Annotated in this window: 21 protein-coding genes; 11 read left to right on the top strand and 10 right to left on the bottom strand. The window is 45.3% G+C overall.

Annotated features, from left to right (window positions below):
• Positions 1–74 precede the first annotated feature (74 nt).
• The 6 genes from A8709_RS29415 to A8709_RS29390 all read left to right on the top strand — a co-directional run bounded on the left by A8709_RS29415 (position 75) and on the right by A8709_RS29390 (position 5,257).
• Positions 75–446, top strand: a complete 372-nt coding sequence (locus A8709_RS29415) for a response regulator (protein ID WP_065857959.1) — start codon at positions 75–77, stop codon at positions 444–446.
• A gap of 207 nt (positions 447–653) precedes the next feature.
• Positions 654–2,123, top strand: coding sequence for a S41 family peptidase (locus tag A8709_RS29410; protein ID WP_065857957.1), 1,470 nt, complete (start codon positions 654–656; stop codon positions 2,121–2,123).
• Positions 2,124–2,135: 12 nt separating this feature from the next.
• Positions 2,136–3,302: a copper amine oxidase N-terminal domain-containing protein gene (locus A8709_RS29405; protein WP_065857955.1), complete on the top strand. Its 1,167-nt coding sequence runs from the start codon at positions 2,136–2,138 to the stop codon at positions 3,300–3,302.
• Positions 3,303–3,483: 181 nt separating this feature from the next.
• A complete protein-coding gene (locus A8709_RS29400) occupies positions 3,484–4,278 on the top strand; it encodes a helix-turn-helix transcriptional regulator (protein WP_065857953.1) in 795 nt (264 codons plus the stop codon).
• A 33-nt stretch (positions 4,279–4,311) separates the two neighbouring features.
• Positions 4,312–4,500, top strand: a complete 189-nt coding sequence (locus A8709_RS29395; protein ID WP_065857950.1) for a hypothetical protein — start codon at positions 4,312–4,314, stop codon at positions 4,498–4,500.
• A gap of 289 nt (positions 4,501–4,789) precedes the next feature.
• Complete coding sequence (locus tag A8709_RS29390) at positions 4,790–5,257, top strand: hypothetical protein (RefSeq protein WP_065857948.1); 468 nt, start codon at positions 4,790–4,792, stop codon at positions 5,255–5,257.
• Positions 5,258–5,344: 87 nt separating this feature from the next.
• Here the strand turns inward: A8709_RS29390 and A8709_RS29385 are convergent, their stop codons facing one another.
• Entirely contained in the window at positions 5,345–6,034 is a 690-nt protein-coding gene (locus A8709_RS29385) for a response regulator transcription factor (protein ID WP_065857946.1), read from the bottom strand.
• A gap of 25 nt (positions 6,035–6,059) precedes the next feature.
• Positions 6,060–7,262, bottom strand: coding sequence for a sensor histidine kinase (locus A8709_RS29380; RefSeq protein ID WP_065857944.1), 1,203 nt, complete (start codon positions 7,260–7,262; stop codon positions 6,060–6,062).
• A gap of 206 nt (positions 7,263–7,468) precedes the next feature.
• Here A8709_RS29380 and A8709_RS29375 point away from each other — a divergent pair, with 206 nt between their 5' ends.
• Complete coding sequence (locus A8709_RS29375) at positions 7,469–8,404, top strand: ABC transporter ATP-binding protein (protein ID WP_065857943.1); 936 nt, start codon at positions 7,469–7,471, stop codon at positions 8,402–8,404.
• A 19-nt stretch (positions 8,405–8,423) separates the two neighbouring features.
• Positions 8,424–9,332 (top strand): ABC transporter permease, encoded by a 909-nt coding sequence (locus A8709_RS29370; RefSeq protein WP_084225671.1) that lies wholly within the window; start codon positions 8,424–8,426, stop codon positions 9,330–9,332.
• Between the two features lie 68 nt (positions 9,333–9,400).
• On the opposite strand, the gene A8709_RS29365 is transcribed toward A8709_RS29370, so the two are convergent.
• From A8709_RS29365 to A8709_RS29355, 3 genes are all read right to left on the bottom strand, one after another.
• Positions 9,401–10,135, bottom strand: a complete 735-nt coding sequence (locus A8709_RS29365; RefSeq protein WP_065857939.1) for an HAD family hydrolase — start codon at positions 10,133–10,135, stop codon at positions 9,401–9,403.
• Between the two features lie 88 nt (positions 10,136–10,223).
• Positions 10,224–10,676 carry a bactofilin family protein gene (locus A8709_RS29360; protein WP_065857937.1) on the bottom strand — a complete coding sequence of 151 codons (453 nt, stop codon included), beginning with the start codon at positions 10,674–10,676 and terminating at the stop codon, positions 10,224–10,226.
• Between the two features lies 1 nt (position 10,677).
• A complete protein-coding gene (locus A8709_RS29355) occupies positions 10,678–11,817 on the bottom strand; it encodes a M23 family metallopeptidase (RefSeq protein ID WP_167357204.1) in 1,140 nt (379 codons plus the stop codon).
• Positions 11,818–12,012: 195 nt separating this feature from the next.
• Here A8709_RS29355 and A8709_RS29350 point away from each other — a divergent pair, with 195 nt between their 5' ends.
• Positions 12,013–13,104 carry a ParM/StbA family protein gene (locus tag A8709_RS29350; protein WP_065857935.1) on the top strand — a complete coding sequence of 364 codons (1,092 nt, stop codon included), beginning with the start codon at positions 12,013–12,015 and terminating at the stop codon, positions 13,102–13,104.
• A gap of 88 nt (positions 13,105–13,192) precedes the next feature.
• Here A8709_RS29350 and A8709_RS29345 read toward each other — a convergent pair whose 3' ends face one another.
• From A8709_RS29345 to A8709_RS29330, 4 genes are read right to left on the bottom strand one after another with little or no spacing between them, the layout of a single operon-like run.
• On the bottom strand, positions 13,193–14,572 hold the full coding sequence (locus A8709_RS29345) for a GerAB/ArcD/ProY family transporter (protein WP_084225603.1): 1,380 nt from the start codon (positions 14,570–14,572) through the stop codon (positions 13,193–13,195).
• A 15-nt stretch (positions 14,573–14,587) separates the two neighbouring features.
• Positions 14,588–14,824 carry a hypothetical protein gene (locus A8709_RS29340; RefSeq protein WP_065857933.1) on the bottom strand — a complete coding sequence of 79 codons (237 nt, stop codon included), beginning with the start codon at positions 14,822–14,824 and terminating at the stop codon, positions 14,588–14,590.
• A gap of 3 nt (positions 14,825–14,827) precedes the next feature.
• Positions 14,828–16,000: a Ger(x)C family spore germination protein gene (locus A8709_RS29335; protein ID WP_065857931.1), complete on the bottom strand. Its 1,173-nt coding sequence runs from the start codon at positions 15,998–16,000 to the stop codon at positions 14,828–14,830.
• On the bottom strand, positions 15,987–17,642 hold the full coding sequence (locus A8709_RS29330; RefSeq protein WP_065858729.1) for a spore germination protein: 1,656 nt from the start codon (positions 17,640–17,642) through the stop codon (positions 15,987–15,989). The genes A8709_RS29335 and A8709_RS29330 overlap by 14 nt, the downstream gene beginning before the upstream one ends.
• 243 nt (positions 17,643–17,885) lie before the next feature.
• On the opposite strand from A8709_RS29330, the gene cls reads away from it, so the two are divergent.
• The gene (gene cls, locus A8709_RS29325; protein WP_065857929.1) at positions 17,886–19,304 is read left to right on the top strand and encodes a cardiolipin synthase; all 1,419 of its coding nucleotides are present in this window, start codon (positions 17,886–17,888) and stop codon (positions 19,302–19,304) included.
• A gap of 27 nt (positions 19,305–19,331) precedes the next feature.
• Here the strand turns inward: cls and ligD are convergent, their stop codons facing one another.
• Positions 19,332–20,222, bottom strand: coding sequence for a non-homologous end-joining DNA ligase (gene ligD / locus A8709_RS29320; protein WP_065857927.1), 891 nt, complete (start codon positions 20,220–20,222; stop codon positions 19,332–19,334).
• Between the two features lie 154 nt (positions 20,223–20,376).
• Between ligD and A8709_RS29315 the strand changes: the two genes are divergently transcribed.
• Entirely contained in the window at positions 20,377–22,059 is a 1,683-nt protein-coding gene (locus A8709_RS29315; RefSeq protein ID WP_065857925.1) for a hypothetical protein, read from the top strand.
• The last annotated feature ends 74 nt before the right edge of the window (positions 22,060–22,133 follow it).

Raw genomic sequence — 22,133 nt, 5'->3', positions numbered from 1 at the left:
GAGAGAAGCCATTGCTACAATGGGAGATGTGGTGGGGACATTTTAAGAAAAATGGTAGAAGGGGAGCCGGAAACATGAGAATCATCATTGTCGATGATGCCGCTTTTATGAGAGCGCTGTTAAAAGATCACCTCATTTCCCTGGGTCATGAGATTGTAGCAGAAGGTCGTAATGGGCATGAAGGTGTGCATTTATACAAACAATATAAACCTGACTTAGTGACGATGGATATTACGATGCCCGAGCTGGATGGGATACTAGCGCTGAAGGAAATCATCAAATTCGATCCACGTGCTAGTGTAATTATGTGCTCAGCGATGGGGCAACAGAAATTAGTTATCGATTCCATTCGCGCGGGAGCTAAGGATTTTCTGGTAAAACCTTTTAATAAGGATAGAATTGGTGAAGCGGTTGATCGTATTTGGGGGGCGTTTCAGAGAAAATAGCAAATGTAAAAGCGGCTGCGTGCTCGTTCTATTAGGACGACTGTAGTCGCTATTTTGCGCATGTATGCCTGAGTTAGACCTGATTATATATCCTATATAGGATATATCCAGCAAGAAACCGATCCTTTACGATGAGATTTAGTGTAATTGTATCCATCAACTTGATGAGAGGGGGAATCGTGTATCGCAAGGAAGTTTCTAAAGTTAATGATTTCGACGAGTATGTTGATGATTCTTCTGCAAGCACCATTATCTATTCATGCGTCTACTGCGGAAGGTGACAAGTTAGTATCTAACACCTCTGATCAGGCCCAATCGAAATCTGCCTACCGCTTCGAGGAAGTTTTGAGCTTGTTGAGTACTTTGCATATTAGCGGTGCTTCAAAAGATAAGCTGCTGGATGCAGCCTTACAAGGCATGGTGGACTCCTTGGATGATCCCTATACGGAGTATTATGAACCTTCCAAAGGGAATGAGTTCCAAAACGCTGTAAATGGCCAACGTGTAGGCCTAGGCTTTCATTTAGCTATTAATGACAAAGGTACTTATGTAAATCAGATATTCCAGGGGACTCCTGCGGAGCAGGGGGGACTACGTGCGGGAGATTATTTACTGGCTGTAGGTGGGCAACAAGTAAGTACACTTTCGCAGAATGCTTTAAATCAAGTGTTGTCAGGCAAAAAAGAAGGCGACTCTATTGCGATTATGATTTTACGTGGTGAAGAGAAGAAGTTGCTGACACTAACGTATGCAAGCATTCAATATCCAATTGTCACTCATAACTTATTCAATGGGAAAATAGGCTATATCCGCGTATATACCTTCTCGTGGAACGCAGAGCTTGAGTTTGCCAAAGCGCTTGAAGATTTACAATCACAGGGAATGACCTCCTTAATCGTTGACTTGCGTGACAATGGCGGTGGTTATGTTGAGGTTGCTCAGAAATTGGCAGAGCATTTTATTGAGAACGGGGTCTTTATGTATGAGAAGAAGCAAGGCGTGTCGGAACCTCAACCCGTTGAAATCAAAGAGGGACACAGCTTGGGTTTACCAGTCAGCGTTCTCATTAATACCTATAGCGCTAGTGCTTCCGAGATGTTCGCAGGCTTTATGCAAGATCACAAGCTTGCGACGATAATCGGTACCCGCTCCTATGGCAAAGGAGTTGCGCAACAGGTCATCCCGCTGATCAGCGGTGGAACTCTCAAGGTCACGAGTATGGAGTGGCTAACGCCACAGCAGCACAAGGTGAATGAAGTCGGAATTGAGCCGGATATAGAGGTTAGCGGTGAGATAGAGACCCTGCTCAGAGGGTTGCTAGCATTACATACGAAACAATTGGACTTAGAGCTAACGGATACGATGACATTTTGTAATCAAGTAGAATTGCCTGTAAATGTACCTTTTAAAAAGGTGGGGGAGAACTACTATGTACCTGCCCGCTTATTGGCCGCTTTAGCTCAAGCAGAGATTCACTGGGATGCATCCAGTCAAGTGGTCACAATCAAGTCAAATAGCTCAGACGTAGGCTATCATGTGTCTTCTGTTGTAACAGGTGACGCATTCCTTTTAAATGGGACTAGCTGGGTTCAATTGGATGCGTTTCAGAAGCAGCTTTCGAAATTATCATGGACAGCATCCGGACAGGAATTAACCATACATTTATCACAAGAATAGGAGTGGGTAGGTTTGAAAAAATTATTCGTATCAGGCATGGTTGCTTTCTCGTTAATAATAGGAGCGGCAGGCGTTAGTGCTGCTGAAGGGCAGGGCATTAAGGTACTGGTCGATGATAAGGCACTCACATTCGAGGTTCAGCCTTATCTGGCAGAAGGAAATACGCTCGTTCAGTTCCGTACTGCCTTCGAAGCGCTAGGGCTCAAAGTAGATTGGGATGCGGGCAAACAAGAGGTAACAGGTGTAAATGATAAGACAAATGTGAAGCTAGTGATTGGCAGCACAACAGCATGGGTGAACGGGAAAGAAATACAGCTGGAAGTGGCTCCTGTGATTAAGGACAATGTTACCTTCATTCCTTTACGATTCGTGGGCGAAGCGTCAGGGCGAGAGGTAAGTTGGGACGGATTGAGTCAAACCGTGTATATTGCGAAAACGGATCAACAGATCAAGCATGTTGTACAGCGGCAGGTTGACGGCAGCGCACTTGAAGATGTGAATGCAGTATTGGCAACGATTGACCCGGCATCACCTGTTTATGAAAGTACCAAAGCAATCTTAACGCAAACCTTTGCCTTGTATGATCTGGCTTATGATTTAAAAATCAGCGACAAAGTGGAAGTAGATAAAGACAACGCAAGTGTTGCTTTTACTCAAACCACGAAAAAGGTGAAAGGGCCTGATTTCGAAAATACGCAGGTCGAAGCGGTAGCCTTGTTGAAACGAATCAATGGTGAATGGAAGACTTCGCAAACGGTCATTAACAAAATTGACTACCTCAAAGCGGATCAATATAAAGAAGAGACGATAACCTTGCCGACTGATGAACAGTCGAAAATTCTAGCCGTTATTGAGAGGGATCGTCAGCTTTCTGAAAAGGAAGATTTTGATTCACTTACAGCTTTATATGATAGCTCGTATCCCGACATTGCACAGAAGATGATTCAAGGTAAACAACTAGCTGCGGTATTTGAATTAACGTTCACGAACACGAGTGTAAAAATAATAAAAGCTACGACGAACGAAGCATATGTCCGTGTTCAGAGTAAGATTTCGAAAGTGAGTGGGCCAGATTTCAGGAATTTTAATTCTGATGATATGACAGTGTTGAAAAAGCAAACAGATGGCACTTGGAAAATATCAAATGGCATTCCATTATCTATATCGTTTATTGAATAATTGTTGTTGGAGATCAGTTCCTCTTTATGAGGAATTGATCTTTTTTTAGTAAAATTTAGGAAAAATTTGAGAAAATACGACAATAATCGACAATATTAATCATGGGTAATTTTGTATAATAATAAATTGTAAACTGGGATTTCGACTCTATTTATAAATATAGTGAAGAGGAGTTTGAAGCGTGAGTGTCTTTACTGAGGTGAACATAAGCCAAAGAACTTGGATCCATTATAATGATTTAACCGCGAGAGCCAAAAGTGAATTGCAGCAACTTATCGATAACTACGGAGGGGTGAATTGGGCTACAACATTGCCCTCTGATTCAGGGGTAGAAGGATGTATTAGCGGAATAATTAAAGAGTATGCAAAGAAGGAAATTCAATCAGTCTCTACCTCAATTCCATTTATCCATTTATTTATACTTACGAATACCAATGGCGTAGTTATACATATGGAGGGGGCTGAGCCTCTTCTTCATGCACTGGAGCAGTACAAGGTTGTACCGGGATGTTCATTCGACCTACATGCAGCAGGAATTAATGCGATTTCTTTGGCTATGCATACTGGGATTACCTCTGTTGTTGAAGGGGGGAATCATAGCTTAGAGATGTTTTCCGATTGGACCTGTATCTGTCAGCCAATTAGAGTTAATGGTGAGATTATAGGTTATTTGGATTTGTCGATGAAGGAAGGGTTGGAGGTTAGTTTCGCGTGCATTTTGTTAGAGCGATTAGTTAATTCGTTGACCAGGGATCCAGATGAAAAAAAAGAAATCTTAAATAAGAAATTTGAAACATATAAACTGACCTCAAGAGAAAAAGAGGTAGCCTATGCTTGGCTTCATAATCAAAGTGCTTTACAAATTTCCTTTAATATGGGTATTGCAGAGGGGACAGTTCGTAATATGTTAAAAAAAGTCTATGCGAAAACGCATGTTGGAGATAAGGGGCAGTACTTTAGGAAGTTTTTATTGTAGGTTCGTTTATTAAAAAGTCAGTGAGCTGAATGAATGATCATTCGAACGGAGGATTATATGAAGTATTTTATTTTTACATTGCTCTTTTGTATGATCGGTCTCTTAATTGTAGCGCTCTATGTCTGGAATCTGAACCGAATGAAAAAAGAGCGGCTAGGTATTCTTTTGTATTTTGAAGCTGTATGGGAAGTATTGGGTGTTGTTTTCTCAGTATTTAGGTGAAAAACCGTTATTTTGATTTGGACGATGTGCAGCAAAGGCAATACCGATTAATAAAATTCAGATGCCTTATAGGGTACAATTGACGCCTCGAGACAAGGGAATTACCAGCTTTAACTTTTCAGGAGACTATCAGTTGCGTGTATATGATGAATATAAAGGGCACAAAAGACTCTTAATAACCAAAGCAATAAGCTGGTATGGATCTTTAGACTAGATAAACGTGAACATTTCCGTAAACTCATGTACAATAAGAGGACGAGTGAAGATGTACGGAAATGGAGGAGTGCACATGAAGAAAGAAGATCTCCTTACAGCTGCTGAATTTGAAGCCTTATTAGCAGGGAATGAGGAGTACTCAGAGGAATTAGAGCGTGTTGAGCCGCTCGGGGCCCAGGACCTAAATTCTTTGCAAGAGGCGGTTAAGCTACTTACCAAGCAAGTAGAGGAACTCCAATTGCAACTTCATGAGCAGTTTGAATACCAGAATAGACAGCAAGAGCAGTTTCTTCGACTATGTAGGCATCAATTAGACAATAAACTGCATGAGCAGCTAGTCAATACGATTGTTGTGCACCAGCAAGCAGCGAATCAAGACGATAACGTGGAACTCCAGCAATCACCGGACGAAGTGATTCATCGTGCTATGCATGTGGCTGAAAAGAAAGAGGAAGAACCGCAATTGCCATTTTCTAGGGTCAAGAGCTATGGCAAGATTCGGAAGAGAAGGAAAGGCTTTCTCGAGAAGCTTTTTGAATAGGAAAAATAAAGACCGCTTCTTCAGAAATGAAGGGCGGTCTTTATTGTTAAGGTAACCGCGGCAGAGTCGACGTTCACATGATATCCCCTACAGCATGCCCTCATCATGCGCCTTTTTCGACGCTTGGACCCGGTCCCGGACATCCATTTTCGAATAAATATTGGAGATGTAGTTTTTCACGGTGCCCTCGGATAAGAACAACTTCTCTGCGATCTCGCGGTTGTTCAGCCCGTCGGCGATGCTTTGCAGCACCTGCAGCTCACGTTCGCTCAAGCCGTACGCATCGGCACGTAAGCTCGCGTCCTTGTCATCCGAAGATGACGGACTGCCGCTGCCGCCACCATCTCGGGCCTGCTGCACAAGCATCTTCGCAATGTCATGCGGAATAAGCGTGCCGCCTTGATGAACCCATTTGATCCCTGCAGCGAGGTCCTTGGGGTGAATGGCCTTCAGCAAATAGCCCTCTGCGCCTGCGCTCAGCGCATCCACGACATAGCCAATTTCCTGGAAGGTGGTCAAAATAATGACCCGAATGTGCGGCCAGGCCGTCTTAATTTGTCGTGTTGCCTCGACCCCATCCATGATCGGCATATGAATATCCATGAGTACGACATCAGGCTGATTCTCCTCGCATTGCTGAACTGCGACATGCCCATTCTCGGCTAAGCCGACAACATCGATGTCAGGGTCCATACCGAGCACGATGTGTAAGCTTTCACGAATTAAATCCTGATCATCGACGAGAAGCAGCTTAAGTGGGGCTTGGTTTACAGTCATAGGAAATCAATTCTCCTTACCATGATTATAATGTTGGGAATCGTTTGACGGGAATGAAACAATGGACGACCGTTCCTTGGCCCGGTGCGGAGCGCACCTGCAAAGTCCCCTGCAGCTCCGAAATACGTTCTTGCATGGCGGTAATCCCGAAACCAACTTTCAGTTGATCTGTACCATCGCCATCATCTTCGATACGAAGCGAAATTTGGTCTTCCGCATACGTCAGCACGATCTCGATGGAGGTAGCCCGCCCATGGCGCTTGGCATTCGTCAGAGATTCCTGCAGACAGCGAATAAGGGAGAGCTTAGTTTGCTTGGGAATTTCGAACTCTTCACTCACTTTCGTGAAGTGAATCTGTGTGCCAGTATGCAAAGCGAATTCATTCGCCAAACCGGACAGCTGTTGGGACAGCCGTTGATCGCCCTCTTCGGGAACCATTTGATGAATGCTGCGACGCACCTCTTCAAGCCCGCCGCGCGTCACATTTCGAAGGACATCCAGCTTCTGCTTCGCTTTTTCTGGAGAGACCTCAATGAGATAAGAGACAGCATCCATGCCCATGATCACGGAAGTGAAGGTATGTCCAACCGTATCATGCAATTCACGTGCCATACGGTTGCGTTCTTCAACCAATGTCAGTTGTTCAATTTGGTTGGCGTATTGCTCAAGGACGTTATTTTGCTCATGAATCAAATGATATTGCCGTTGGTTTTCCCCAAGCAGCTTCTCCGTCTTCTCATTAGAGGTGACGACTCGTTGTAAGCTAAGTCCAATGGCGAAGAAGAGCGCGGCATTCAGGATAAAACTAAATAATTGCCCGACCCCCATATCCGTATGCAGCAGGAAAAAGTAAACGGTCGGCATCCCAACCATGAAGACAGGTGCGGTCCACCAAGCATTTTTTCGATCGGTGAGGAATCCAATGACCATAATTGGGCAATTAATGGTAAGTAAGGCGTCTTGCTCCATCCAAGCTAGATATATTTGCAACGGGATACCAGTCACGAGAACCGCTAGCGGATACGCAGTCGTGTGAATGTACTGAGGTCGCCAGAAAAGAAAGGGAACCCCATAAGCGAAGAAGATAACCAAGATGGTTAATAGAATTTGACGAAATGGTTGTTCATAGATATGTATACAGCTATACAATAAACCAAGCAGTGTAGCGCCAGTCAAAACGATAAACAGCGACCACTCTACACCGTGCCACGGTCTTCTTTGAATCATAGAGGGACTCCTTTGCGAAGGAACTTATGGTTCCATTGTACCTAAAATTTGCCCAAAGCCATAGTGAGTGCAGTCACATGTTGCATATGACCGCAGTCGTTTCTGGCTGAAAGGACGTAATTGCCATTCTTGACTAGGCATGACACGCGCAGTAAGGTAGTATTGGATTATATTGGATATTTGGATATAAATTGAGGGGGATTCGGATGTCGGTATCACAAGAGGCTCATACGCCCATTGTTCAGGTTGACCATGTTTCGAAACGAATAGGTGCCAAAACTATTATTGATAAGTTAAGCTTTGACGTTCCACGAGGCGAGGTTTTCGGATTTCTGGGTCCCAATGGCTCAGGCAAAACGACAACCATCCGCATGATGGTCGGACTCATGTCGATCTCGGAGGGGGATATACGCATTGGCGGGCATTCCATTCGTACCCATTTTGAGCAAGCGATTCGTCATATTGGTGCAATTGTAGAAAATCCGGAAATGTACAAATTTTTAAGCGGCTACCACAATTTGGTTCATTACGCGAGGATGATCCCTGGTATAGGGAGTGACCGCATTCAAGAGGTCATTGATCTAGTTGGGATGACGAATCGTATACATGACAAAGTGAAGACCTACTCGCTGGGCATGCGACAACGATTGGGGATTGCGCAAGCGCTGCTGCATAAGCCTTCTGTCCTTATCCTGGACGAGCCTACGAATGGGCTAGATCCGGCTGGTATCCGGGAGCTGCGGGATCATTTGCGCAAGCTTACGCGTGAAGAAGGGATTTCGGTTATCGTGTCTTCTCATCTGCTCTCAGAGATGGAGCTGATGTGTGATAGAGTGGCCATTATCCAGAATGGCAAGCTCATCGATGTACGCCTGATTAAGGAGTTCGTCCAGGAAGATGGCAAACAACGGATTGTGTTCGAACTGAGCAACTTAGAACAAGCAGTGAAGCTTGCTGCCGATAAGGCTGTCTCCGTGGAAGTTGTGGATAGCGAACTGGTCATGAATTTGGATAAACAAGAAACAGCTGCGTGGAATCAAAAGTTTGTAGAAGCGGGCATTGCCGTTTATGGCATTCGTAAATCTATTAAATCGCTGGAAGATCAATTTTTGGAAATGACGGGAAGTGATCCGATTGCTTAATTTAATTAAGAACGAGCATATGAAAATCTTTCGTAGACTGCGAACATGGATACTAGCTCTCTTGCTAGTGGTTATCGTGATACTCACGGGGATATTTTCACACAGTGGCCACCATGATGATGATAGTTGGAAAACAAGTGCAGCAGAAACGATTGAGCACAATAAGACGGAGATTGCAAACTCGGATCTTCCCGATAATTTTAAGCAGAAGATGCGAGAAGATAGTGCGACTCAGCAATATATGTTGGACCATAATTACCCGCCTATGGATAACACGCTGTGGGGCGGTATGATGACGGCAGCTGGCTTAATCTTGGTGGTTACCTTGTTTACTGTGATCATCGCAGGAGACATGGTTGCTGGTGAGTTTACATGGGGGACCATCAAACTGCTGCTCATTCGACCAGCCAGCAGGGCAAAGATCTTATTGTCGAAGTATCTCACAACCTTATTATTTGCAGCGACATTAGTGATCATCTTGTTCCTTACAGCCCTCATTGTGAATGGCTTTCTCTACGGTTTCGGGCACATGGGTCTTCCTCATTTGACAGTGAATGCAGCGGGCCAAGTGAAGGAGAAGAGTATGTTGCTCTATGTTTTTGCGACGTATGGATTAAAATTGATTGAACTGGTCATGATTGTTACGTTGGCCTTTATGATTTCGACTGTGTTTCGCAGCGCTTCACTCGCGATCGGTCTTAGTATTTTCATTATGTTCGCAGGACAACTAATCACATTGTTGTTCATGCGTTACTCCTGGGGCAAATACTATCTCTTCGCGAATACAGATCTCACTCCCTATCTGGAGGGACAACCGGTAGCAGATGGGATGACATTGGGATTCTCCATCGCAGTGCTCGTTTTCTACTTCCTATTGTTTAATGTACTTTCCTGGGAAATATTCCGTCGACGCGATGTCGCGGCATAACAAAGTAAAGAACGATCCTACAGGTGTGAGTTGCACCGATGGATCGTTCTTTTTCTATAGCAGCTTTTTCATTTGTGAATATACGAATGTATGGTATCCGGCACTTCGAGAAGCGAAGGCACCTGATAAAATGCACCTTTTGGCGTTATATCAATCGTGCCATTGTTAAACGCCCAGTCATCCGCAACCGGAATATGAATGGCGTGGATACCGGCATGAAGTGCAGGAAGCACATCCGTGGTGATCGAGTTGCCGATCATCCAAGTATGTCCGCGATCGAAGCGTTGTTCATTCATCAACGTGTTCATAAACTCGCGCGTCTTATGCACCGTGACGAAGATGCGATCCTGGAAGAATTGGTCCAGACCAACATCTTTAATTTTCTTCATTTGGATGGAAACATCTCCGCCCGTATAAAGAAACAATTGGTGCCCTGAATTTTGAAGGGTATGGAGCGTCTCATTCATCAACGGATAAGGTTCAACCGTGTAGGTGTAGACCGTATGACCGAGCTGCATGAGCCAGTCCACTTCTTTGGCACTGACAGGTCGATGATAGTGATCAGCGAACCATTGATACGTTTCAACGAACGATTTTGGAAAGCGTTCCGGCATAAAGCCGTGAATATGAACACCGGCAAGATCAATTTGAGCCTGCTTTTGCTTAATATCCGCTTTGGTCAGTCCATGTCCGGCATACCAAGTTAGCATCAGATCAACGAACTGATCGATGACAAAGTCAAAATATTTATTACAATGCACCAACGTGTCATCCAGATCAAATAATATGGTTTGTTCTCTCATTGTTTCAGGTCTCCTGCATCAGTTAGAAATGAATTGAATTTCCAACTAGTATACCACGCAGCTATCATCAATCCTAGTTGAAACCAGCTTACATCGCGACTGTGTTGCCTTTGTACATAGGTTCTGGTGCTGCCACGGGTCTGTTGCCCGTCTCAGGTTCATTGTTCGGTACTGGTGCAACTGCAGGCACTTTGATGTCCATTTTACTGCTGCCTTGGAATACGCCGCCTTCTTCAATGATGAATGAGGCTGCGCTAATATTGCCATGCAGGGAGCCGGTGGATGTAATGGTCAGCTTACCTTTGGTCGTAATATTACCTTGAACACTTCCTGCCAAAACGACGTCTCGCGCTGCAATATTGGATTTCACGACACCGTGCTCTCCGATGATCACATCACCTGCGCAATCGATATCGCCAGTAATCCCGCCTTCGATACGAATGCTGGCTTCTGATTTGATACGGCCTTCGAAACTGGTTCCCTCACCAATTAGCGTATCCGTTGTATTTGGATTCATAAGTTGCTTGCCTTTTTTGAACATGTTAGTTGTCATCCTTTCGAATTGATTTAAGATACGGTTTGGGATCCACACTTTCGCCGTTTTTGAGAACCTCATAATGCAAATGGGCACCCGTGCTGCGTCCTGTAGATCCGACTAAACCAATCGTGCTGCCTTTTTCTACGGAATCACCTTTGTTCACAAGAATTTTATTTAAATGCATATACCAGGTGCGTAAGCCCTTGGAATGCTCAATCACGATGTTATTGCCATGGTAGATGTCCTTCCCTGTACTGACGACAGTGCCATCGGCGGTTGCAAATACGGGATCATTCTCATGCGCACCGAAATCAATGCCGGAATGATAGCTAGGTATTTTGGTGAAAGGATCTGTCCGATAGCCAAAAGGGGAAGTAACAACCTTCGTCATCGTTGGCCAAAGTGTCGGCGTTATACGAAGCTGTTGCTGTTGGACAGCGACTTTTTGCTTCGTAGCCGTCAAATTCGTCTGTAATTCCTTCACTTCGCCAGTAAGCGCTGTGAACGAAGCTAGTGTATCTTGGCCTAGTTTGAGAATAACCTCTTGAGAGACGGGATTCGGGCTGCCGCCAACACCAGTTGAAGCCGTAGAATCAGTAACATCATCAGAGAGTTCTTTCGTATCCGTATTCGTCTTGCCTCCTGTAGAGGCGCTCGCAACAGCTGTATTGCTAGGTCCAGGGTCGATGCCTGCAATCGACTTCAAGTCGCTTTCGAGCTTTTTCACTTCTTCGACCTGTGATTTCATTTGCTCCGCTTGTTGGGAGAGTTGAATGACCTCATTTTGCAATTGTTCAATAGCAGCATCTTTAGAAGTAACGGTTGCGCTCCACTTCTGGTTGGCACCGCTCAGCTTAGATTGTAAATCACTGGCTTGTTTCAAAGTATGGGCATGCACGATATAAATGGATATGGAAATCAGCATTAGCAAGGAAAAGCATGCTGCAGCGATATAGGCAGACAAATGGGAAATGCGAAACCTGACAACCGATTGCGTAGTATCTGGAATGATAACCAGTGTCAGTTTTTTGAAATATAGTGATTTATATGTTTTACCTACTAAATTCGCTATATTTTTGGATAAACGCACCCGTCCTGGAAGGGAGGCGGAGCCGTTTATTTCAGGTTTCCACTTAAGCTTCATAAGGTCTTGATGATCTCCTGTCGTGGTTGAATTTGGTAAAGGTCTGTACATCATTCGTCATATTGTGATAAAAACCTGCCTATCTACCTACTAGTCCTAGGAAAATGAGTCTTAAGTAGGAAGGAATCCTGTCGTATATGATCGAATGTACTAACACAATTACAGAAAAGCTGTAGATTTGGAGTGGAGGCACACATGATTAAGCTTGCAGGTATTGACATAGGGAACGATAGTATTAAGCTGGTGCTGGATGGGTCTAGAGAACCGTTCGTGATTCCGAATATCATTGCGCCGGGCTACGAAAGACACATTTTGCAAGAAGAAGATTCACCGTGGAAAGCACTGGATGTTGTCATCTACAGCCCGAGTCTTTCGCAACGGAATCAACGTTATTTCGTAGGGCAGCTTGCTTTGGAGCATGAGGATAACCTGGAGCTCGAAGATACAGATAATAAAGCGCTATCTGATCAATCCCTCATTGTTGCACTAACTGCACTTGCTTATCAGGGGCTCATGAACCAAGCGGCTAATCCTGGCTATGGCAACGTGGACGAAGTTGAATACACACTAGGTACGGGTTTGCCTGTGCGTACTTTTGCGAAATACAATCAGACATTCGAACATCGGCTGCTTGGCGAGCATGAAGTTACTTTCCTCTCAACGCCGCAATTCCATAATCGGAAAATCAAAGTATCGATCCGCAAAGTAGCTGTCTCCATTGAGGGAGCTGCTGCCATGTTCCATTTGGCGACACATGACAGTCTGCAGGTCAAAGACGAAGAAATCTACAACGGCTGCATTGGTGTGTGTGAAATCGGTGCATTGACAACAGATTTCCCAGTTATCAAACGCATGGCGATCGATAACCACTTCAGCCACGGTGAGCAGATCGGCCTCGCGACGTACCTAGATGCGATTATTCGCGATGTTGAAGATGCTTACGGCCACCTGTTCCCAAGTCGTGCGAAGCTTGCACAACGCGTGAAGAACCGTCAGTTTACGATTCAGCTGCCAGGCGAAGGACAAGTTGATATTCGCCCGATCGTGGATCAACATTTCAAAAGAGCAGCCCAGCGGATGGTTGAAATGATCAAGAAACGCTGGCGCAAATGCCCGGATATTCAATGCTTCTACGTCATCGGCGGCGGAGCAGCTGCGCTGAAGCCGTATATCCAGGATGCAGCAGGAGCTATGAAATTGCGATTCACGTCGGAAAGTGAATACTTGAATGTAAATGGCTACTTGAAAGTTGCGAAAAGCCGGTTAAGTCATCCGGTTTCCGTCTAGATATGACGTATTTGCACCCGCTTAGGCGGGTGCTTTTTTCTATCTAATAAGCATTCCTCCAATTATAAATTCACATCAGGGGTTCCTATTAGTTACTGGCTTCTGTTTGCTTCAATTTCGTAAGCTCCATATAGGTGGTTAAGGTTGAAAGCAGGAGACATAAACCGAAACCAACCGCGCAAATCATACCAATGATCGGTACTCTCTCACTGAACATGTGCCCTATAAGCACACACATGACGCATAGTATCAACAAGACATTTCCACCCCATAACCAATTCGAATACGTTAAACGCTGACTGAGTTTTCCAGCATTTTGACTAGGTTGTTTTGGAGTTTGCGTAACCTCTGAGGCAGAAGTGGCAGCGTTCTGAGATTTTCTTTTTTTTATCGCGCCCACAACTAGGATAACTACGATGATAAGAGGCTGATAGGCGAGAACAATAACGGGTGAACTGAAGTTGGAAAAGGCCAGCAGTTCAGTGGTGCTTTTGAAGGATAGGCATGCACTTAAAGTTAATAATAGCGCAATAGGCTTGTTAATTAATGGATAGTTACGCTCACGGAATAAGGAACTGATACCGATGAGTAGGGCCAGATAAATTGCAATGACTTTGCATGTAACGGTGGGAAACCAGATCATCATCACAATTAGATCAAGACGATCTAGAAAGTCAGTAACATGAATCATTTGGACCAAATTATAGCTGGGATAAGTGAAATTCGCTGGCATCTTAGGTCCAAGTACAGCAATGATGGAGAAGAGAATCAGCGTCAGCAGGAAAAAACCGAGTAAAGAACCATGTCGGATTGCCGATTTCACATGATTGGAATTGTAAAGCATATGTAGAAAGGCACCAAGAATGAAAATATCACCAGCGCTTCCAAGTGTAAGGATGGAGGTAGAAGCCCAATGTTGAAGCGGCATCGTCAGTACAGGTGTAGTGAGTCGTAAATAAAACTCATTCGATAGGAGCAGCGGCATGATCATGATCGTAATGACAAACAGAGGGTAGAACAGATCATTTACACGGGCAATGACCTCTACACTCGTTTTGCCAAAATACATGAGTAACAAAAAGTTGAGTAAGATTAATATTTCTAGTGGTGTGGCATGTAATAACAGTGTTGTACTATATCGCGATAAGGACGAGACGTCTCTGACAACTATTTGCCAGAAATGAAACAAAATGAGCAAATTAACGCAAGTTCCTCCCCATTGGCCCAGCACCTCTTTGGATATTTCAAAAATATTTTTATTTGGATAGAGCTTCGCCATATAGCCGAAAAAGCTAGCTATTAGGAATACATATAAAATAGCAAATATATAACTAAACCAAGCATCCATTTGATTCACGCGTATTAATACATTTTGTAAGGTGAGGATGCCCCCGCTTGTCACAATAGAAGATGCTAGCCAAGAAAGTTGACGTTGATTAATGATCTGATTCTTATCGATGGATAACACCCCCTTTCTTTCTCCTTATGTTGAAAAGCCGAGAACGCGTGAGAGCCAGGGAGAAACCTGCTGCACGAAAAAATGAGCTGGCATCGGTAAAATAACATGAAAGTAGTTGCAAGTAAGGCTGACAAGGATGGATACAACGGCAATACCATAAATTAACTTGATACCTGTTCTTGCTTGCAGCAGCATTTTGCGGTCGAGAATGAATGAACCTACAAGAAGGAGGAGAAAACTGATGTTAAAAATCCCCGTCATAAGTTAGGTCCCTTCCTTGGTCAAATTGCGGTTAATTACACCAGTATCTGGAATAGAAGCATCTACCCGGATATTGAATTCAGCTTCTTTGAAATAATGCTCCCAATTGCCTTCAAACTGTGTTCGCCACTTCTGAGGAAAAGTTCGCCAAACGATTAGACCAAGATGGGCAGAATCTGTGCCTTCTTTTTTCATTTGTTTAATCGTCGCAAGCATGGAGTCTTTGATTTCCTCCCCGAATTTGGCCTCCACACTATGAAGGATACTCGATTGGAACAGATTCTCATCAGATTGGTCTTCTCTTACAGCCCCGCGTGCCGTTACCACAATGTCAAAAACAACCTTATCCTCCTGTACCTTAGGCGAAATCGCTACCTTGCCACCGAGCACATTGATGGAAATAAGCTTGCCATCCTGTACTGAGAATGTGAGCTGCTGATCCTCAATTTGATCCCGAAGCCACATGAGCCCATTCGCTTCTTGCTTCTTATAGATGCCGACCATTTTATCTCCCTTAAATTGCACGTAGCCGATCAGTTGAATTTCATTAGAGGGCTCTTTAGCACCTTTCGAATTGCGAGCCTCAAGATAGCCCATAATCGGATCGCTTTGGAAGCTTAAAGCCAAGCCGATGTCCTTCATTGTGGTAGACATTGCACGGGGAGATTTGGTCAGTTCGCGAATTACTTCAGCTGGAAACCGTTCGAATTTAGGTTCTGCATTGAGTAAGTCGTATCCCTTTCCCTTCGTAGCAACAAGTAAGGTTGTCATTCGGTTTTCAGGTGATCGTGGGAGAACGTCGAACAATTGATCAATTCCAGCGGCAGCAAACTTCTCGCCGACGACAATCGTTCTTCGATGCGCAAGAAAGATGCGTCTTGACAGGCGTGTTTGGAGCTTGCTCACCGCATCTCGAAAGGAGGTACCTACCTCCGAATCAATGTAGTAGCTTTTGTTTCCTGCAGTACCGCCAGAGCCTCCGCTCGCGCCCCCCATGGAGCCAGGAAGCGGAAACATATAAGCGACACGGTATTTACCGTCATCGTCTATATCAACAGATGATGTCAGTACAAAAGCGATATCGTTAATTTCTGTACGATCCCAGCATCCGGTAAGGAGCGTTGCAGTGAGTAGTAAAGTGATCACGAGTCTTACGCGTGGCTTAGGATTTATCATTTTGTTGCTCCTCCTTGCTCGCTTTATGCACGTGATCAATGTTACTGCCGTCTAGGCCCCCCTCTTTCTTGATTTCCATTGGCAGCTCACTGTCCAAGCTTGTGTTATCCTGAATGGCCATAAATTCAGCACGTTTTCCCATTTGCCATAGGGGAGCACGTATCAGTGTATCTTTCATATCACTGGCGGATAATGGACCGATCGGTGATAGATAAGGGACGCCGAAGGAACGGAGATTCGCCATATGCCCGAACAGAATCATTAATGAGAAGAAGATGCCATAGAAGCCGAAGATTGACGCGGCAATCAGAATCGGAAAACGCAGCATCCGGATGGCGATCGCACCGTTAAACCGTGGAATCGTGAAGGATGCAATACCTGTAATGGAGACGACAATAACCATCGGAGCCGATACGATTCCGGCTTGGACGGCAGCTTGTCCAACGACAAGTGCGCCTAAGATAGAAACGGCGGAACCGACCGCTTTAGGTAGTCGGATACCAGCTTCTCGTAAGGCTTCGAAGGTAATTTCCATAATGAAGGCTTCGACGACGGAGGGAAATGGAATCGCCTCCCGGGAAGCAGCAACACTAAGCATCAATGTTGTAGGTAGTAGTTCTTGATGGTACGTCGTAATAGCAACGTATAGTGCAGGTGTCGTTAAGGATAGAAACATAAAAATGTAACGAAGAATCCGCAAGAGTGAGCTAATCTGGAAACGTTCATAATAATCCTCACTCGTTTGCATGATCTGAATGAACACGAAAGGGGCGATCAGGCAGAATGGCGTACCATCTGTGAGGATGGCAACTCGTCCCTGAAGCAGCGCAGATGCGACAACATCCGGACGTTCCGTATATTGCATTTGTGGAAATGGCGAATAAGCATCGTCTTGTATCAGCTCTTCAATCATGCCGGACTCTAAGATGGCGTCGATCTTGATTTGCTCAATTCGCTTGACGACTTCTTCAACCAAGGAAGGCATCGCGAGATCATCCATATAGCAAATGACAAGATTCGTATTGCTTTCTTTGCCTACGCTCATGGACTTCATTTTTAGATGGGGCGTCTTCAGTTTACGACGAATCATGGAAGTATTCGTACGAATGCTCTCGACGAAGCCTTCTCTAGGTCCACGCACAACGGTTTCGGTCTCGGGTTCACCAACCGAACGTTTCTCCGTACCACGGATACCGAGCAGAATGGCTTTAGCGTTCCCTTCTACAAGAAGGGCTGCATCGCCGCCTAAGACGGAAGCAAGTAAATCACCGTAATTATCGGAGATCTGCGTCTGGGAGACAGGCAGGATCACATTAGCAATGCGATCAATTGAGGTTTCGCCGCCGCCAAGCAGCATAAGCGATTTCATCGTATCATTCAGCAGCTGTGTATTTGTTAGGCCGTCCACGAACAACAGCAAGGATGGAATATGCGGCTCAATTTCGAATTCACGGACGACGACATCCGAGCATTCCTGAAATAGATCCTTAATAAACGCGTGATTTTCTTCCAATAGCAGCGAAAGTTTTGTTTTCTTAAGTTCCTCAATAAAGGAGTAGTCGAGTGCGAGATCTAGACGGGAAGGTTGTTCGGCTGCGGCGCTTGATTGTCCACCTGTACGTCTTTGCAGGAGACTTTTCATCAAATATTTGGGTGTTTTAGCCAAGCGAGGCACCTCCTGCCGTGTTCAAAATGATGATCATAGGAATGCGTAGATTATTCTCTGCAATCAAATAGGATTTTATTACGAAAGTTGGAAAATTTTATTTAGCTGTCTGAGAGGTTGCTTGTTTCTAGGTCTAGGTGTCAGCAGAGTAGGTATAGGGATGGTAACCTTGGCAAAAGCTATCTGAGCATGAAGATGCAGGGTTAGGGGATGTGGCATATGATTTGGATTATCGTAATACTACTGCTATTTATCTTCCAGGCGGCTACGATTCTGATCAGCGAATATAAGAGACCTGCCAAAACGGTGGCGTGGTTGAGTATTCTGTTTATTTTCCCAATTATTGGGTTCGTTATGTACTATTTCATCGCACGGGAGTACTCGAGGCGAAAAAAAGTCCACGGTCATGGCACGAGTGGACAGTCGCGGCATACGCAAGTGAAGATTTCTTCAGAGGAATTGATGGGGAAAGACAGCTTCCTGCCCGAGGATCTGCGTCTACGAGACTGGCTTCGCCGCGTACCTGATGCCCCGATAACTCCGAATAACCAAGTAAAGGTGCTCACGAATGCGGATACTACTTATGAACACATGCTGCAGGAGATAGCGAAGGCGAGAAGCCACATTCATTTTGAGTTCTACACGATACGCGATGATGCTGTTGGTTTGAAGTTCCAAGAAGCGTTGATCCGCAAAGCGAAGGAAGGTGTGACGGTTCGGGTTATCTATGATGGTATGGGGAGTCATACACTAACTCAATCGTACATCGATACATTGAAACAAGCAGGGATTGCCGTTCATCCTTTCCTCAAGCCGTTGATTTCATTCTTTGATAAACGCTTGAATTACCGAAACCATCGTAAAATTATCGTCGTAGATGGCTTGGTCGGCTTTGTTGGCGGCATAAATATCGGCATTGAATATGTGGGTGGGAATCCCAAACTTGGCTTCTGGCGAGACACCCACTTAATGATACATGGGGATGCCGTCAACGAGTTACAGCGTACCTTTCTAACGGATTGGCTCTTTGTAAGTGGTGAAAAGTTGACAGCGGAAGCCCAGTTATATCCGGTACATAAAGAGATGAATCCTTCACTCGTTCAAGTGATTTCAAGTGGTCCTGATACCCGTTGGGATGCAATTCAAGAAATGTACTTTGCAGGATTAATTACAGCTAAGAATCGGATCTGGGTAACGACCCCGTATTTCATTCCGGATCCGAGTATTATCATGGCCCTGAAATCAGCGGCGATCTCAGGCGTTGACGTACGCATCATTTTGCCCTACAAAGGGGATTCCCGCATTGTGCAATACGCTTCTCGTTCCTATCTGCAGGAGTTGTTGCAAGCCGGTGTACGCTTCTACTTATATCGAAAAGGATTCATTCACGCGAAAATCATCCTCATCGATGAGTTGATGGCAACCGTGGGAACGGCGAATATGGATATGCGCAGCTTCTTCAGTAATTTCGAGTTGAATGCTGTGATGTTTGACGAAGAAATCATTCAGCGCCTGGAGCGCGATTTCGTGATGGATCTAGAGGAATGTACCGAAGTGAAGCTAGAAGAGTTCGTAATGAGATCGAAGATGGAAAAAAGAAAAGAGGCAATTGCCCATTTATTGTCACCATTGTTCTAGATGGAATAAGAGTAGCTCTGTATAGGGCTACTCTTTTAAATTAGAGAGAACGGCATCTAAATTCTGAGGCGCGACGCGCTCGATCAGATCGCCATATGTGCGCAGTCGCGCCATAATCGAAAGCTGATTAAACTCGCGAGGGCTTGGGCGCAGCGCAACTTCTTTCCAAAGAAGCGGGGTTGAGATTGTAGCATCTTTAGTGGCGCGCGGGGTATAAGGTGCGGAAAGTGTTTTCCCATACCAGTGCTGTAGATAATCAATGTATATTTTATCACCGCGATTTTTCTTGAAACGCTCGATGGTGAACAGCTTCGGATGCATCTTAACGACATAGGTTGCGATGAAGTGTCCGACTTTCCGCAGCTCCTCAAACGTGTAGCCAACCTGGATTGGGACGTAAATTTGTACACCTGTCGCGCCGGACGTCTTCGGAACGGACTGAATCCGTAACGAATCCAGAACTTCGCCGATGATTTGTGCCGCTTCCATGATGCGGGGCTCCTCTTCCAAAGTAGGATCGATATCGATCAGCCACTCAGCAGGAAGTGTTTCGCCAACGCGGTGAAATGATGGATGGAATTCCAGGCAGGTCAGATTCCCCAGCCATATCAGCGTCGATAAGGAATCCAGATTCACATAATGAATGCCATCGAGCGGTGCCAGCTTAACGAAGCTAGGGACGGGGTCGGGGGCATTTTTCTGATAAAAGGATTTGTCCGCATACCCGTGGGGGTAACGAATCGTTGTTAAGTGGCGATCCCGGCAGTAGCGCAAAAGATAGGGAGAGAGCTCGCATAATTTCGTAAGATAATCCGCTTTTGTAATGCCAAGATCGGGCCATAACGGTTTATTCGGATTCGTAATCGTTAACTCGTTGCCTTCGACAAGCAGCGTGCCTTTCTCTGCTTTGAACGCCATTGGAATCGCTCCTCCTGAGCCTGTTATCGGTACTTTTCAGTATTGCCTCTCCGGAGGGGTCTCAAACTTTGTAAAAAAAGCTTTCTCTCCTAGCAAACCACTTGAAGCTGCCCTACGTTTCCTCTAAATAGAAACATGAAGGAGGCCATGAGGCATGAGTCATTATAAAAAAATAGGATTATCTTCCATTGTGTTGTTTGGCATTGCGTTGGGAGTGACGGCCGTTTCTGCTGCGGCAGCGGAACCGCTGAAGGTTCAGAGCGAGACGGATGTAGCGGGAGATCTTGGGATTTTGCAAGGAGAGGGCAGTGGACTGACAACAGATTATCTTGAGAAATCAACAACGAGGCTGCAAGCTGCTGTGATGTCACTGCGGTTGCATGGTCTTGAGGCGGAAGCATTAGCGTACAAGGGGACGTCCAGCTTCAAAGATGTAAGCGGTGTATCAACAGCGAATCAAGCGATGCTCGGTTACTTGAGCATGCACCCTGAGCTGGGGTGGCAAGGAACAGCAGAGCACATGTTTAATCCACTCGGAAGCGTGACGGCGCAGCAGGTGTATAAAGTGATGCTGGAATCGTTAGGCTACAGCCAAGGTGTTGATTTTGCATATGCAGATGTGTTCGATTTTGCTGCGAAGCATGGGTTATCCCAGTTGGCATCGGTGAAAGATTTCAAAAACTTACATATGGCAACGGCTACACTTGAAGCGTTAAAAGTGCCAATGAAAGGGATGACAGGCACACTAGCTGCGGATCTGGCAGCCAAAGGAAAGCTCGATACAGCGAAGCTTGATGAGCTTGCTAAACCAACGCTGACTATCAAGCAAAGCGATGCAGTGGGCAGCTATCTCAGTAACGACAAGGGGATGACGTTGTACTATTTTTCGAAGGATGTTGCGGATCCTAACGCTTGTGTGGGACAATGTCTGGCTAACTGGCCGATCTACAATGCGAATAATTTCACCGTTCCTGCTGATTTCCATGCGACCGATTTCAGCGTTATCACGCGTGCAGATGGCAAAGATCAACTTACCTATAAAGGATGGCCATTGTATACCTTCATCAAGGATGTGAAAGCTGGCGATGTGCTGGGGAATAACGTTGGCAAAGCGTGGTTCGTTATCAAACCTGCAAACGGCGGTGTGGCTCTAGGCACGAAAACCGACCTTGGCAATTATTTGACGGATGCAAACGGGATGGCGCTCTACTATTTCGATAAGGATACGAAAGGTGTCAGTAACTGTTCCGGGGCATGTTTAGAGAAATGGCCGGTATTCTATGCGCCAACGATTGAGGCACCAGCAGGCGTTAATTCAGCCGACTTCGGCACGCTGGTTCGTTCCGATGGCCGTATGCAGACTACCTATAAAGGTTTCCCACTGTATTACTGGGTGAATGATAAGAAAATGGGCGATACGTTAGGTCAGGATGTAGGTCATGTCTGGTATGTCGTAGATCCAGCGACTTTCGCGGGGACCAAAGCCACTAACACAGCAGTGAAAACAAGCAAGTCTGATTCGTTAGGCACGTATCTCGTGGATGCCAATGGAATGACGCTGTACTTGTTTACGAAGGATAAGGGGGATCCGAATTCCTGTGTAGGTTCTTGTCTCGCCAATTGGCCGATCTTCTACGATGCGAATCTGACGGTTTCTTCAGATCTCCAAGCCAGCGATTTCGGCGTGTTGACACGGAAGGATGGCACGATGCAAAGCACGTATAAAGGCTGGCCGCTTTATTATTGGGTTAAGGACCATCATCCAGGGGATACCACGGGTCAGAATGTAGGGAAAGTGTGGTTCGTTCTCGACCCAGCGCAAACGCAAGCCAGATAACGATGATTCAGAGTTACAGGGTGCTCCAACATGCTGGTGTTCAGGCGGGTTGGAGTGCTTTTTTGTCACAAACT

Origin of the sequence: Paenibacillus pectinilyticus (assembly GCF_001700435.1) — a bacterium.
In the GTDB taxonomy this organism is placed as follows: domain Bacteria; phylum Bacillota; class Bacilli; order Paenibacillales; family NBRC-103111; genus Paenibacillus_E; species Paenibacillus_E pectinilyticus.
This window is presented reverse-complemented; position numbering and strand designations above follow the sequence as displayed.